The organism is Belnapia arida, from assembly GCF_016773205.1.
Lineage (GTDB): Bacteria > Pseudomonadota > Alphaproteobacteria > Acetobacterales > Acetobacteraceae > Belnapia > Belnapia arida.
In genome coordinates, this window is record NZ_JAETWB010000020.1 from 20,023 (window position 1) to 34,448 (window position 14,426).

11 protein-coding genes are annotated in these 14,426 nt (G+C 72.7%); 6 read left to right on the plus strand and 5 right to left on the minus strand.

Annotated features, from left to right (window positions below; genetic code table 11):
* Positions 1–191 precede the first annotated feature (191 nt).
* A complete protein-coding gene (locus JMJ56_RS23670; protein ID WP_202834240.1) occupies positions 192–1,400 on the minus strand; it encodes a sensor histidine kinase in 1,209 nt (402 codons plus the stop codon).
* Between the two features lie 111 nt (positions 1,401–1,511).
* Positions 1,512–5,213 (minus strand): YhdP family protein, encoded by a 3,702-nt coding sequence (locus JMJ56_RS23675; RefSeq protein WP_202834241.1) that lies wholly within the window; start codon positions 5,211–5,213, stop codon positions 1,512–1,514.
* 17 nt (positions 5,214–5,230) lie between these two features.
* Here JMJ56_RS23675 and JMJ56_RS23680 point away from each other — a divergent pair, with 17 nt between their 5' ends.
* Both JMJ56_RS23680 and bcp read left to right on the plus strand, forming a co-directional pair.
* Positions 5,231–8,173, plus strand: coding sequence for a bifunctional [glutamine synthetase] adenylyltransferase/[glutamine synthetase]-adenylyl-L-tyrosine phosphorylase (locus JMJ56_RS23680; RefSeq protein ID WP_202834242.1), 2,943 nt, complete (start codon positions 5,231–5,233; stop codon positions 8,171–8,173).
* Positions 8,170–8,643 (plus strand): thioredoxin-dependent thiol peroxidase, encoded by a 474-nt coding sequence (bcp, locus tag JMJ56_RS23685; protein ID WP_202834243.1) that lies wholly within the window; start codon positions 8,170–8,172, stop codon positions 8,641–8,643. The genes JMJ56_RS23680 and bcp overlap by 4 nt, the downstream gene beginning before the upstream one ends.
* 1 nt (position 8,644) lies before the next feature.
* Here the strand turns inward: bcp and JMJ56_RS23690 are convergent, their stop codons facing one another.
* The 3 genes from JMJ56_RS23690 to JMJ56_RS23700 form a co-directional block, all read right to left on the minus strand.
* Positions 8,645–8,926 carry a hypothetical protein gene (locus JMJ56_RS23690; protein WP_202834244.1) on the minus strand — a complete coding sequence of 94 codons (282 nt, stop codon included), beginning with the start codon at positions 8,924–8,926 and terminating at the stop codon, positions 8,645–8,647.
* Between the two features lie 31 nt (positions 8,927–8,957).
* Positions 8,958–9,176, minus strand: a complete 219-nt coding sequence (locus tag JMJ56_RS23695; RefSeq protein WP_202834245.1) for a DUF3126 family protein — start codon at positions 9,174–9,176, stop codon at positions 8,958–8,960.
* A 76-nt stretch (positions 9,177–9,252) separates the two neighbouring features.
* A complete protein-coding gene (locus JMJ56_RS23700; RefSeq protein WP_202834246.1) occupies positions 9,253–9,537 on the minus strand; it encodes a BolA family protein in 285 nt (94 codons plus the stop codon).
* Between the two features lie 86 nt (positions 9,538–9,623).
* On the opposite strand from JMJ56_RS23700, the gene JMJ56_RS23705 reads away from it, so the two are divergent.
* The 4 genes from JMJ56_RS23705 to JMJ56_RS23720 all read left to right on the plus strand — a co-directional run bounded on the left by JMJ56_RS23705 (position 9,624) and on the right by JMJ56_RS23720 (position 14,425).
* A complete protein-coding gene (locus JMJ56_RS23705) occupies positions 9,624–10,229 on the plus strand; it encodes a J domain-containing protein (protein ID WP_202834247.1) in 606 nt (201 codons plus the stop codon).
* A gap of 90 nt (positions 10,230–10,319) precedes the next feature.
* Positions 10,320–11,330 (plus strand): cobaltochelatase subunit CobS, encoded by a 1,011-nt coding sequence (gene cobS / locus JMJ56_RS23710; RefSeq protein WP_202834248.1) that lies wholly within the window; start codon positions 10,320–10,322, stop codon positions 11,328–11,330.
* A gap of 215 nt (positions 11,331–11,545) precedes the next feature.
* Positions 11,546–13,414: a cobaltochelatase subunit CobT gene (gene cobT, locus JMJ56_RS23715; RefSeq protein WP_202834249.1), complete on the plus strand. Its 1,869-nt coding sequence runs from the start codon at positions 11,546–11,548 to the stop codon at positions 13,412–13,414.
* Between the two features lie 54 nt (positions 13,415–13,468).
* Positions 13,469–14,425 (plus strand): esterase-like activity of phytase family protein, encoded by a 957-nt coding sequence (locus JMJ56_RS23720; protein ID WP_202834250.1) that lies wholly within the window; start codon positions 13,469–13,471, stop codon positions 14,423–14,425.
* The last annotated feature ends 1 nt before the right edge of the window (position 14,426 follow it).

Genomic DNA, 14,426 nt, shown 5'->3' on the forward strand with positions numbered 1-14,426 from the left:
CGGTTTCCGGGTCGCACGGGCTCGCGGACGACGCTCCGACCTATTGCTGGCCCAGCAAACCACTCCGATCGGATCATTCCATCCGATCGGGGTTTGCTCCGGTCTCCTGACCCCGCAGTTCTTCGGGCTTCGCCCTTAGGCCACCTGCCTTTCCACAAACTTCAGGGGCAGGACACCGGGGGTCGCGCGGGTCAGGTCCCGTCGAGGCGTGGGGAGGGCTGCCGGTAGAAGGTGAGGGCGAGCCGCGTGCCCCGGCCGCCCTCGCTCATGCCCCAGACCGGGACTGCGCCGACCTGGCGGGCGAGGTTCCCGATCATCCGCATGCCGGTGCCGGGGGTGTCCTGCCCGGCGGTCATCGCCCCCCTGGGCGCCTCCGCGGGCAGGCCCTGGCCATCATCCCATAACTCGAGCCCGACACCGCCCGCAGCTTGCCCAAGCCGGATGCCGACCGTCCCAGGGCCGGTGCCGAAGGCGTGCTTGAGGCTGTTCGTGACGAATTCGTTCACCACGAGGCCGAGCGGCGCGGCGGCGTCGGGGGAGGTGACGATTCCCCGCTCGACCTCCAGGATCAGTTGGATCCGCGCCGCCTCGCCCTCGTGAAAGCGCAGCAGCCCGCCCGCGAGCTGGCCGAGGTAGTCGCCGAGATCCAGCCGGTCGACTTCGCCTGCGAGGTGCAGCTTGTCGTGCAGCAGGCGCAGCGCCTCGATGCGGCGGGCGACGGCCCGCAGGGCGGCCTTGGCCGAGGCCGCATGCACCTGGCGCGCCTGCACCTCGACCAGGCCCACCATGACCTGGAGGTTGTTCTTCACCCGGTGCTGCAGCTCGCGCAGCAGGCGCTCATTGTCCTCGGCGCGGCGGCGCAGCTCCGTATTCGCGCGCAGCCGGGTGACGGCCGAGGCCAGCATGTTGGCATAGGTGCGCAGGAAGTCGACCTCGGCCTCGCCGAAGGGCCGGGGCTCGCGGGCATCCACCTGCAGGACGCCGTAGGGAGGCTGGCCGTCGGCGCCGATGATCGGGACGCAGACGGTGGCGCGCACGCCGTGCTCGGCGACGAAGGGAGGCACGCCGAAGCGGTCCTCCCGGTCGAGGTCGGGCGAGACGATCGGGCCCTTGGTGCGGAGGGCCAGGCCTTCGGGGGCGGGGTCGTCCAGCTCCGTCCGCATATGGCCGACGATGCCCGGCCGCCAGCCGATGCCGGCGCGCACCAGGAGCGTGTGCCCGTCCGCTTGCACCTCGACCACCTTGGCAAGTTCGGTGCCGAGGGCAGTGCCGACGAGCCGGCACGCCTCGGTGAGAATCTGGTCCAGATTTTCCAAGGCGAGCGCCGACTCGCCGAAGCGGGCGAGCACGCGCTGTTGCTCGAGGAGTTGGGTCTGATCGGCTTCGGACTGTCCCGGCATGGGGACGAAAAATCACGGGCCGCTCGAGGGTTGCATCCCGATCCGTATGGCGCAGCGGAACGACCGGCGATGCGGCGGCGGGCGCGGTGCCGCCGGGCGCGGCCAGTCCGGTCAGCGTGGCGGCGGGCCGCGGCCGTCCCAGGCGGGCTCGGGCGGGGCGCCGCCGCTGCGGGCCGTGTCCTCCCTGCCGCTGTCGAACAGGCCGAAGAGGCCACGCAGGAAGCCCGGGGTCAGCGCCGCGAGCGGGTTCACCGTGACGGAGGGGTCGGTCAGCGGGCCCTGGATGCGGTAGGTGGCGGCGAAGACCCCTCCCCCGGCCTCGGGGCTGAACAGCCGGCCGACCAGCGGCAGGTTGCCGAGCAGCGTGTTGAAGACATAGGCCGGGACGATGGTGCCCTCGATCTCGGCCACTGCGCGCTCGCGCAGGATGCGGCCCTTCGCCGTGACGCCGAGCGAGGCGGAGAAGGCGCGGGCATCGGTCAGCGTCAGCGCCTCCGGCGTCAGGGCGAAGGGGGCGACGAGGCGGCTGAAGACCAGGCCGCCATTGCCGCGGGCGGCATCCACCAGCCCGTAGAGCGTCATCGCCTGGAGCAGTTTCGCCGCGGCCGGAGCGTCGCGCAGGACGAAGCCCGTCAGCTCCGCCGTGCCGGTCAGGGCCGCGCCGGGGCGGGGTTCGGCATAGAGGCCGGTGACGGTGAGGCGGCCGCCCTGTATCTCGTTCACCAGGTCGAGGGCGTTGAGCAGGCCGCCGCCATCCTCGGCGACGAGGCTGAGCACGCGCTGCCCGCCGCGCGGGGTGAGCGAGGCCTCGAAGGCGCCGGGCGGGGCGCGGCCGGCGGCGGGGCCGAGGCCGCGCGGGGCGGTGCGGCCGGTGGCGCGGGCCTCGCGCACCACGCCGCGCGCATCGGTGCGGGCGCGGGCCTGCAGGCCGAGCAGGTTGCGGTCCTCGCCCATCGTCACACGGTCGAAGCGGAGGTCGAGCAGCAGGGGCGGGCCTTGCGGGTCCGCGGCCGTGGGCGGCGACTGGGCGGCCGGGTCTGGCGGGCCGAGCGCGGTGCGCAGGTCGAGCAGCGGGCCGCGCAGCGCGATGGTCCAGGGGGCGCCGCCCCGCTCTGGCGGCAGCACCTCGCCGGTGAGGCGGGAGCCGGCGAAGAGGCTCTCGGTGATCTCCACCCGTTGCAGGCGGGATTGGGCGGCGAAGCGGACGGCGCCGCGGAGCGAGAGGCCCCTGGTCTCGACGCGGAAGCTGTCGGCGGCGACGAGCGCCTCGCCCTGCAGGCGGAGGGTGGCCTCGGCAGTGCCGGGGGTGCCGGGGGGCTTGGCCCAGTTCAGCGCCTCGATGCCGAGGCGGGCCTCGGTGAGGTCGCCCCGCACGGTCGCCTGGCCCTGGCCGTTGCGGCGGCGCTCGCTGCGGGCCTCGAGGGCGACGGGGCCGGTGAGGATGGGCATGGCGTCGAAGCCCAGCACCGCGATCTGGCGGGCATCGAGCCGGCCGGCGAGGGTTGCGCGTTCGCTGACCTGGTTAGGCGCGCCACGGCGGAAATCGAGCTCGGCCGTGACCCTCACCGGGCTGCCGAGCAGGCTGCCCTGGCCGCTGGCGCGAAGGCCGTCGGTATCGACCGAGAGCTCGATGGCGGCGCGGTCGAGGTCCTGGTCGAGGATCAGGCCGGGCAGCCGGGCATCGGCGATGCGGGCGGTGGCCTTGATCTTCAGCAAGTCGACGGGGAGGTCCTCAAGCAGGGGGAAGGCGATCTCCACGCGGGCCTCGGCGGTGCCGCCGGCCACCTGGAGCTTCAGCGGCTGGCGCTCGAAGAGCTTGAGGCGGGGGTGCTTCAGCAGCACCAGCGCATCGGCCAGGGCGCCGGCGACGCCGAGGCTGATCTCGGCATTGCCCGGCTCGCTGTCGAGGTTGAGGAAGCGGACGGTGCCCTCGCGCAGGTCGAGGCCGGCGCGGCCCCCTTCGGCGATGCCCTGGCGGCCGGCGCGGGCGCGGAGGGTGATGGCGCTGAGCGAGAATTCGGCGGTGCCGGCGACGCCGGTGGCAGGCGGGATGGGACGGAGCCAATGGACCGTCGCGTCCCTCGCCTCCGCCGTGCCGGAGAGGGCGGTGACGCGGAGGTCGTCGGGGGTGCCGGCGGGGGCTTCGGCCTCGACATGCCAGCGGCCGTTGCGGACCTCGCCGGCGGTGATGTTCTGGGTGATCCAGTCGCGCTCGCCGCCCTTGGGGCTGCCGAGGCCGCGCGGCCAATAGCCCGGAAGGTCGGCGAAGGCGAGGCGGTCGAGCGAGAGGTCGAGCGCGCCGCGCCAGAGGCCGGCCTCGCGCGTGGCGGCGCCGCTCGCCTGGAGGATGGGGGCGGGGCCGCCGCGCGGCAGGCGGGGCAGGCGGAGCGTGGCGCGGTCGAGGCGGAGATGGTCGGGGGTGCCGGAGAGGGCGACCTCGGCGCCCTCGGCGGCGATGCGGCGGCCGCGGCCGAGATCGACCACGGCGTTGCGGATGGCGAGCGCCAGCTGGGCATCCTCCAGCATCAGGTCGTCCATCGCCTCGGGAACGCGGAAGCGGGCCTGGAGGCGGGCCTCCTGCAGAAGCCCGGCGGGCAGGGCGGCGAGCGTCGCGGCACGGGCCTCGGGGGCGAGGCCGGCGGGCCAGGCGCGTGGCAGATCGGCGGCCTCGATGGGCTCGGCGGCAAGGTCGAGCGCGGCGTGCCAGGCGCCGTCGCGGTTCAGCAGCTCGCCCCGGGCGGTAAGGGAGGGGCCTGGGCCGGGGAGCGTCAGGCGGGCGGTCTCGAGGCGGAGGGCGCGGCCGCTGCCGCTGGTCGCGATGGCGAGGCTGGCGAAGGGCAGGCGGCGGGGGGTGCCGTCCGGGCCGGGGCCGGGGCCGAGGTCGAAGGCGCCGGCGCCGGCGCCGAGGGCGGCGCGCAGGCGCTGCGGCCGGCCCTCGGCGTCGAATTCGGCATGGGCGGTGAGGCTGACCAGCGCATCGACCAGGCCGAGCGGGGCGAGCGGCGGCCAGAGCGCGGCCAGTTCGGGCGGGCGGAGGGCGGGCAGGCTGATGCTGGCGCTGAGCCGCATCGGCTCGCCCTCGGCGCGGGCCTCGAGCCGGACCTGGACGGAGGCATCGCCTGACTCCAGGCGGGCGGCGCCCTCGCCGGCGAGCCCGCCGGCGGCGGCGCGGCGGAGGTCGAGCTGCCACCCGGCCAGGGTCCAGCGGCGGCCGCTTACCGGGTCGAGCAGGGAAAGGCTGCCGTCCCGGATGCGCAGGCGCCGGAGCGAGGTGGCGGCGCTGCGGTCCGAGGCTGGGCGCATCAGGTCGCGCAGCGGGGCGAGCGGGTCGCCGCCGCTCGCCTGCGCCTCGCCGGGTGGGCCGATGGCGATGCTGCCGTCGGGGCCGAGCACGGCCTCGAGGCGTGGATTCAGCAGGGTGATGGCGGAGGGGGCGACGGTGCCGCGGAGCAGGGCGCGGAGGGAGAGCGTCGCCGCGGCGTCCGGCAGGTCGACCACCGGGGCGCCGGCCAGGCCATGCAGGCGGACATCGTCGAGGCGGATGTCGAGCGGCGCGGAGAAGCCGTTGCGGAAGCCCTCCCAGGCGATGGCGGCGCGGCCGATCTCAAGGCGGAGGCCGTCGCTACGGTCGTTCACCCCGGCCTCGATCTGCCGGGCGAGGAAGGGGATCTCGAGCGGTCCCTCGCCGAGGCGCCAGGCCAGCGCGCCGAGGGCGAGGGCCAGCAGCAGCAGGGCGGCGAGCACCATGCGGCAGGCGGACCCCAGCCAGCGCCAGCCGATGCGACGCGGTGCTTGACCTGCGGGGGCGGTCACGCCTTCCCTCGGGGGTGATGCTGACCCTGGATCGCCTGCCCCGCCCCTTCGACCCCGAGGCCGCCGCCCGGCTGGTGGAACGCTTCGCCGAGCGGGATGCCGCCTGCCGCGCCTTCGCCGCCAGCGCCGAGGGCGCGGCGCTGCTCGGGGCGCTGGGCGGGCACAGCCCCTATCTCGCCGATCTCGCGGTGCGCGAGGCCCCTACCCTGCTGTGGCTCGTGGAGCGCGGGCCGGACGAGGCCTTCGCCCTCGCCCTCGACCCGCTGGGCAGGGCCGACCCGGCGGCGTCGCGGGAGGCGGTCGGCGTGCTGCTGCGCCAGGCGAAGCGGCAGGCAGCCCTGATCGCGGCCGTCGCGGACATCGCGGGGCAATGGACGCTCGACCGGGTGACCGGGGCGCTCTCCACCGTGGCCGAACAGGTGATCGACTTCGCCTGCACCCATCTGCTGCTCGCCGCCGCCGCCCGCGGGGAGCTGCGCATTGCGGGGAAGAACCCGGCCTCGGGTAGCGGCCTCGTCCTGCTGGGGATGGGGAAGCTCGGGGGGCGGGAGCTGAACTACTCCTCGGATGTCGACCTCATGGTGCTCTATGACCCGGAGGCGGCAGCCTATCACAGCGACCGGGCGGGTGCCTCCTATGTCCGGCTGGCGCGCGACCTGGTGCGGCTGATGGAGGAGCGGACGGCGGAGGGCTATGTCTTCCGCACCGACCTCAGGCTCAGGCCCGACCCGGCGGCGACGCCGCTCGCCGTCTCGCTGGAGGCGGCGATCACCTATTACGAGAGCATGGGCCAAAACTGGGAGCGTGCCGCCATGATCAAGGCGCGGCCGGTGGCGGGCGACCGGGCGCTCGGCGAGCAATTCCTGCGCGAGATCCGGCCCTTCGTCTGGCGCCGGCACCTCGACTTCGCCGCCGTCACCGACATCCATTCGATCAAGCGGCAGATCCACGCGCACAAGGGCTCGAAGGGCGCCGGCGCCACCATCGCGCTGGCCGGGCATGACGTGAAGCTCGGGCGGGGCGGCATCCGCGAGATCGAGTTCACCGCGCAGGTGCTGCAATTGATCTGGGGCGGGCGCGACCCGGGGCTGCGCGACCCGACGACGCTCGGCGCGCTGGCGGCGCTGGCAGGGGCCGGGCGCATCGACCGGCGGGCGGCGGCCGACCTCGCCGATGCCTATGTCTTCCTGCGCAACCTCGAGCACCGGCTGCAGATGGTGGCGGACCGGCAGACGCACAGGCTGCCGGAGGACGAGCCGGGGCTCGCGCGCATCGCCTCCTTCATGGGCTATCCCTCGCTTGCCGAATTCTCGGCCGCCTTCATGGGGCACCTGGAGCGCGTGGGGCGGCATTACGGCGATTTCTTCGAGACCTCGCCCTCGCTCTCGCTCGCCGGCGAGGAGGCGCAGCAAGGCGACCTGGTCTTCACCGGGGTGGAGGACGACCCGGGGACCTCGGCGACGCTGAAGCGGATGGGCTTCGCCGACCCGGCCTCGGTCTCGGCCATGATCCGGGCCTGGCACCACGGAAGGCCGCGGGCGACGCGGAGCGAGCGGGCGCGGGAGCTGCTGACCGAGCTGATGCCCGCGCTGCTCACCGCCTTCTCGAAGCAGTCCAACCCCGACCAGGCGCTGGCGCGGTTCGACCGGGTGCTGGCGCGGCTGCCGGCCGGGGTGCAGGTGCTGAGCCTGTTCCGGCGCAATCCGGCGCTGCTGGATCGGGTGGCGGGGTTGCTCGGCGCGGCGCCGCAGCTGGCGGATCATCTGGCCCACAACGCGGCGGCGCTCGACGGGCTGCTGGCCGGGAGCCTGTCGCCCGCCGGGGCCGACCCCTCGGCTGGGCTGCCGGCGCTGGTGAAGGATGCCCGTCACTTGGAGGAGGCGTTGGAGGCGGCGCGGCGGCTGGCCACTGAGCGGAAATTCGAGATCGACGCGGCGGAGCTGGAGGGCCAGCTCGACGGAGATGCGGCGGGAGAGCTGCGGGCGGACCTGGCGGATTCGGCCATCGCGGCGCTGCTGCCGCGGGTCTCGGCGGATTTCGCCGAGCGCTACGGGCGGGTGCCGGGCGGTGCGCTGGCCGTCGTCGCTTTCGGCAAGCTCGGGGGGCGGGAGATGCTGCCCGGCTCCGACCTCGACCTCGTCCTGCTCTACGACCACGACCCGGACGCCACCGAGAGCGTGGGCGGGCGGAAGGGCCTGGCGCCTTCCGAATACTTCATCCGCCTCGCGCCGCAGGTCGTCGGCGCCATCACCGCGCCGGGGGCGGAGGGGCGGCTGTGGGAGGTCGACATGCGGCTCCGCCCCTCGGGCAACAAGGGGCCGGTGGCGATCCGGCTGGCCGGGCTTGAGCAGTACCACCGGGAGAATGCTTGGACCTGGGAGCGGATGGCGCTGACCCGGGCGCGGCCGGTGGCCGGGCCGCCGGCCCTGAAGCGCCGCATCAACGAGGTGCTGCGGGCGGCGATGCTGAAGCCCGGCGCGGCCGAGGTGGCGCTGGTCGATGCGACGGCCATGCGGGCGCGGATGCTGCGGGATCTGCCGGCCGAAGGTCCCTGGGACGTGAAGGCGATGCCGGGCGGGCTGATCGAGGTGGAGTTCATCGCCCAGGCCCTCCAGCTGGCCCATGCGCCGCGCGAGCCACGGGTGCTGGCGACGACGACGCGGACGGCGCTCGCCCGGCTCGGCCAGTACGGCGTCCTGCCGGCGGAGGAGGCCGCCACGCTGATCGCCGCCGACCGGCTGTGGCGGACCGTGTTGGGGCTGGTGAGGCTGACCATCGGCAAGTCGCGCGACGTGGCGCTGCCGGCCCCGGCGGAGGCGGCCCTGCTGCGGGCCGTGACGCCGCTGCTCGATCCGCGGCCGCTTGACCTCGCCGCGCTCCGCGCTCAGATGCAGGACATGGCCGGAACGGTCCGCGCGATCTTCGAGCGGCGGGTCGGCGTGCTGGGGGGCGCAGGATGAGCGAGGCGGGACCGGTGGAGGGGCAGGCGGCCCCGGCGTTCAGCATGCCGGCGAGCGGAGGGCGGACAGTGAGCCTCGACGGGCTGAAGGGGGCGCCATTCCTGCTCTACTTCTACCCGAAGGCGGATACGCCCGGCTGCACGAAGCAGGCCTGCGGCATCCAGGAGGCATTGCCGCAGCTCGGCAAGCTGGGGCTGACGGTCATCGGGGTGAGCCCGGACAAGCTGCCGCCGATCGAGAAATTCGCCGCCAAATTCGGCCTGGAATTCCCGCTGGCCTCGGACGAGGGCCACACGGTGGCCGAGGCCTATGGGGTCTGGGTCGGGAAGTCCATGTACGGCAAGAAGTACATGGGGATGGAGCGGAGCAGCTTCCTCGTCGATGCCGAAGGCAAGGTGGCGAAGGTCTGGCGCAAGTTGAAGCCGGAGGCGCATGCGGCCGAGGTGCTGAAGGCGGCGCAGGTGCTCTGAGCTACATCCGCTTGTAGTCCTCGGTGGCGATGTCCTCGCCGAACTGCCCCTTGTCCTCGGGCAGCGGACCGCGCTGGCTCTCGCCGGCGGTATCCATCGGCGCGGCCTGCACGGGGACTGCCTGAAGGGGCCCGTCCTCGGCAAGCGGGATGGCCCGCTCGGCCGTGCAGGAGCAGACCGTGCTGCCGTCGGGCAGCAGGTTCGGCATCGTCACCTCCTCGCAATGCGGACACTGGATGGCTTCGAGCCGCGGGGAGGCGGGCGGGGGGGCGCTGTCGCTCATGCCGGCCTCAATGCGCGAGGCTGGGCAGGGTTCAGTTGATCTGCGACAGGTCCTCGGCCAGCACGACGATCTGGATGGCATAGGAGACCTCGCCATCCTCCATGTCGCGGTGGACGGTGCCGACGAATTCCGAGCCGACGAAGAGCTCCACCGAGGCATTCTTGCGCTGCGGCGTGGTGAGCTTGATCTTGTCGTTGCCCAGCAGCCGGCGGAGATGCGCCTGCACCGCGGCGAGTTCGGCTGGGGTCATTCTGGTAAATCCTGACAAAGACGGGAGCGCGGAGGCATAGACCCACCGGCGCCCCACCGCTACCCCTTCGATGGCGCTACCCCTTTGATTCGGCTTCTTCCGGCGTCAGCAGGCGGAGGGAGAGGGCATGCATGCCGCCCTGGAACTCGGCCTCCAGCGCGGCATGGACGGCGCGCGAGCGGGCCAGGCGCCCCATGCCGGCGAAGCGGTCGCTGACCACCAGCAGGCTGTAATGCGTCTCGCCGCCGGGGCGGGCGCCGGAATGGCCGGCATGGCGGTGGCTGTCGTCCTCGACCGTGATCGAGGCGCCGGGGAAGGCGGCGGCGAGGCTGGCCTCGATACGGCTGGCGCGGGTCTGCATTGGCGGGTTCTCACCCCTTTCGCCCGATCGGGCAAGCGGGGCCGCCTCGGCTTGCAGACCCGGGGGTGGGCGCCCATAAATCACCGATGCCCCCCCGACGTGGTGCCAAGCCCGAGCCCCTGAGCCCGCCCCGCCCCTGCGAGATGCCGGGATGCGAGGCGCAAGCCGAGTACCGGGCGCCGAAATCCCGCACGACCCTCAACGAGTACCGCTGGTTCTGCCTGCCGCATATCCGGGAGTACAATGCCTCCTGGGACTATTACAAAGGCATGGGCCCGAACGAGATCGAGGCCAATCTCCGCCACGATACCGCCTGGCAGCGGCCGACCTGGCCGCTCGGCAGGCTCGGCGGCAGCCAGCGCATCAGCGCCGAGTTCCTGCGCGATCCGCTCGGCCTGCTCTATGCGACGCCGCTGCATGCCAAGCGGACGAAACAGCCCGAAAGGCCGCAGGCGCCGCCCGAACTACGGGCCGCGCTCGACGTTCTGGGCCTCGAGTGGCCGCTGGACCAGCCGACCTTGCGCGCCCGCTACCACGCGCTGGCCAAGCAGTTGCACCCGGATGCCAATGGCGGCGACCGCGGCGCGGAGGACCGTCTTAAGGATGTCAACCGTGCCTACAGCCTGCTGCGCCAGCGGGCCGGCTCGGGCGGCTTCCAGGCGGCGCCGGCCGAAGCGGGCGCTGCCCGATGAGCCGGCCCGCGGTTTTGAAATCGCCGGAAGCCGGGTAGCCTGCCGCCTTCCCCTGTCCTAGACTTTCCTCAAGAACCTGAGCGGATGCCGATGAACAAGGTCGCCAACCTCGCCGAAATCCGTCCCACCTCGGCGATCGAAGCCCCGGACACCAGCGTGAGCGCGCGTGAGGCCTTCGGCCTCGACATCGACATGCAGGTGCCTGCCTTCTCACAACGCACCGAGCACGTGCCGGAGGTGGACGACACCTACCGCTTCGACCGCGAGACGACGCTCGCCATCGTCGCCGGCTTCGCCAACAACCGGCGGGTCATGATCCAGGGCTACCACGGCACCGGCAAGTCGACCCATATCGAGCAGGTCGCGGCCCGGCTGAATTGGCCCTGCATCCGCGTCAACCTCGACAGCCACATCAGCCGCATCGACCTGATCGGCAAGGACGCCATCGTCTTGAAGGACGGCAAGCAGGTGACGGAGTTCCGCGAGGGCATCCTGCCCTGGGCGCTCCAGCACCCCTGCGCGCTGGTCTTCGACGAGTACGACGCCGGCCGGCCGGACGTGATGTTCGTCATCCAGCGCGTGCTGGAGGTCGAGGGCAAGCTGACGCTGCTCGACCAGAACCGGGTGATCCGGCCGAATCCTTATTTCCGCCTCTTCGCCACGGCGAACACGGTGGGCCTCGGCGACACGACCGGCCTCTATCACGGCACCCAGCAGATCAACCAGGGCCAGATGGACCGCTGGAACATCGTCGCCACGCTGAACTACCTGCCGCATGCGCAGGAGACGCAGATCGTGATGGCGAAGCTCGGCCTCGACGCTTCCGACGCCAAGATGAAGAAGCGCGTCGAGGCGATGGTGGCGCTCGCCGACCTCACCCGCGCCGGCTTCATCGCCGGGGACATCAGCACGGTGATGTCGCCGCGCACGGTCATCACCTGGGCCGAGAACACCCGCATCTTCGGCGATGTCGGCTTCGCCTTCCGCCTCACCTTCCTCAACAAGTGCGACGAGGCGGAGCGCAGCACGGTGGCCGAGTACTACCAGCGCTGCTTCAACGAGGACCTGCCGAGCACGGGGCTGCTGAAGAAGGCGGGCTGAGCCCCGCCCTCTCAGCGACCAGGGCGTGTCCGCGAAGGGACCGGCGATGGATCGGCGAGGGATTTTTCGGCAGGGCCAGGAAGCGGACGCAGCCGATGCCGGTTGCATCGGCAAGTCCGGTGACGCCGCCATGACGGAAAAGACCCGCCGAGACGCGCCGCAGCCCTTTGCGGACACGCCCTGAAGGCCGGGGACTGAAGCGGAAGCGATAGAACATGTCGAAACAGGACCTGACCCGCCAGGAAGAGTTCAAGCGCGCCACGGCCGGGACGCTGCGCGCCATCGCCCATGCCAATGCGGAGGTCCAGGTGGCCTTCCAGCCGGGGCCGGGCGGCGTCGCGGGCAAGCGCGTGCGGTTGCCGCTGCCGACCCGTGCCCTGCCGCCCGCCGAGATGGCGAAGCTGCGTGGCGCGGCGGATGCCGCGGCGCTCAAGATCCGCCACCACTCGGAGGCCGTGCATGCCTCGCGGGTGCCGCAGCGCCGCGAGGCCCGTGAGGTCTACGACGCGCTTGAGGATGTCCGCGTCGAGGCCGTCGGCAGCAAGCACATGTCCGGCGTCGCCGCCAACCTCCGGGCGCGGCTGAACGACCTTTGCGAGACAGAGGGCTACGACCGGATGACCCGGAAGGACCAGCTGCCGCTGCCGGCGGCGCTGTCCCTCCTGGCCCGCGAGCGCATCTCGGGCGAGCCGGCGCCGCAGGCCGCGCATCGCGTCCTCGACCTCTGGCGCGACAGCCTCGGCGAGGGTGCCGACGCCGCGCTCAAGGAGATGGCCCGCGCGACGGACGACCAGGATGCCTTCGCCCGCGCCGCCCGCAAGCTGCTGACCGCCCTCGACCTGGCCGAGGCCGAGGTGGAGAGCGAGGCGGAGGAGCAGGAGGACGGCGAGGAGAGCGGCGAGCAGTCCAGCCAGCAGGACCAGTCCGGCGAGGGCGAGGCGCAGTCGCAGGACCAGGAGAGCATGCTCGGCGCCCAGCCCGAGACCATGCAGGGCGAGGCGGCCGAGGAGGAGGCGCAGGAGACCGAGGACGAAGGCGCCGCCGCCGAGGGCGACGACAAGCCTGGCGGGCCGCAGCAGCGCCGCGAGGTGCCGCAGACCGACGACGCCAGCCGCTACCACCCCTTCACCACCAATTTCGACGAGACCACCGACGCTGACGAGCTCTGCGACCCGGAGGAGCTGGGGCGCCTGCGCCAGCAGCTCGACCAGCAGCTCAGCCACCTGCAGGGCGTCGTCTCCAAGCTCGCCAACCGCCTGCAGCGCCGCCTGCTGGCGCAGCAGCAGCGGGCCTGGGAATTCGACCTCGAGGAGGGCCAGCTCGACGCGGCGCGGCTCGCCCGCATCGTCGCCAACCCGATGCTCTCGCTCTCCTACAAGCGCGAGCGCGAGGCGGATTTCCGCGACACCGTCGTCTCCCTGCTGATCGACAACTCCGGTTCCATGCGCGGCCGGCCGATCACGGTTGCCGCCATGTGCTCCGACATCCTGGCCCGGACGCTGGAGCGCTGCGCGGTCAAGACCGAGATCCTCGGCTTCACCACCCGCGCCTGGAAGGGCGGCCAATCCCGCGAGCGCTGGGTGCAGGAGGGCAAGCCGCGCAACCCCGGCCGGCTGAATGACCTGCGGCACGTCATCTACAAGGCCGCCGATGCCCCCTGGCGGCGGGCGCGGAAGAATCTTGGACTGATGCTCCGCGAGGGGCTGCTCAAGGAAAACATCGACGGCGAGGCGCTGGAATGGGCCTACAAGCGCCTGCGCGTCCGGCCGGAGCACCGGCGCATCCTCATGGTCATCTCGGACGGGGCGCCGGTGGATGACAGCACGCTCTCGGTCAATCCCGGCAACTACCTGGAGCGGCACCTGCGCAAGGTGATCGGCGACATCGAGGGCCGCGGCGATGTGGAGCTGATCGCCATCGGCATCGGCCATGACGTGACGCGCTACTACCGCCGGGCGGTGACCATCGTCGATGCCGAGGAGCTGGGCGGCACCATGATGAAGAAGCTGGCCGAGCTCTTCGACGAGGATGCGGCGGAGGCCTGGCAGCGGGCCTCGGCGGAGCGCTCCGCCGTTCTTGTGTGACAACGGCCGGGGTTTCGGACTATCTCCAGGCGCTCCCTGAGGATCCGAACCCCCATGCCCCCGCGGGCTCCGCACCGCCTTTCCCGTCGCACGCTGCTGGCGGCGCTGGCCCTCGCCGGCTGCTCCAGCGGTGGCGCGCAATCCGTGTCGCGGCCTCTGGCGCTCGACCCGCTGCCGCCCGGCAGCCGCTTCGAAGCGCTCGGGGCCTTGCAGCTCAGCGACGAGGTACTGGGCTTCGGTGGGCTGTCGGCGCTGCATATCGACGACGAGCTGCGGCTGACCGCCATCAGCGACCTTGGTCATTGGGTGACGGCTCGGCTGGTGCTGCGCGAGGGGCGGCCGCAGGATCTGGCCGAGCTGCGGACCGGGCCGCTGCGCGATGGCAGCGGGGTGCCCTTGCGGCGGGGCTATGGCGGGGATGCCGAGTCCCTCGCCCGGCTGCCGGATGGGGGCTGGCTGATCGGCTTCGAGCGGTGGCAGCGCATCAGGCGCTACCGGGAGATCGACGGGCCGGGCGAGTATGTCGAGGCGCCGCCGGGGCTGGAATTCGCGCCCCGGAACGGCGGGCTGGAATCGCTGACCGTGCTCCGTGACGGGCGGTGGCTGGCGATCGCCGAGAAATTCCACCCCCGCAGGGACGAGACGCTGCGGCGCGGCTGGATCGGCGGGCCAGGGAATTGGCGGCGGATCGCCTACCGGCCGGAGGATGGGTTCGACCCGGCGGATGTGACGGCACTGCCGGAGGGCGGGGCGCTGGTGCTGGAGCGGAGCTTCTCCATCTTCGGCGGCTTCGGCGGGCGGGTGGTGCGGCTCTCGGCCGCGCAGCTGGAGGCCGGCGTGCTGGAGGGGGAGGAGGTCCTCCGCCTGGAGGCGCCGCTTCCGCGGGACAATTTCGAGGGGATCACCGTCTTCCGCGCCGGCGGGCGGACGCTGGTGGCGCTCGTCTCCGACGACAACGAGAACATGCTGCAACGGACGCTGCTGCTGGTCTTCGCCGTGCTGGACGAGTGAG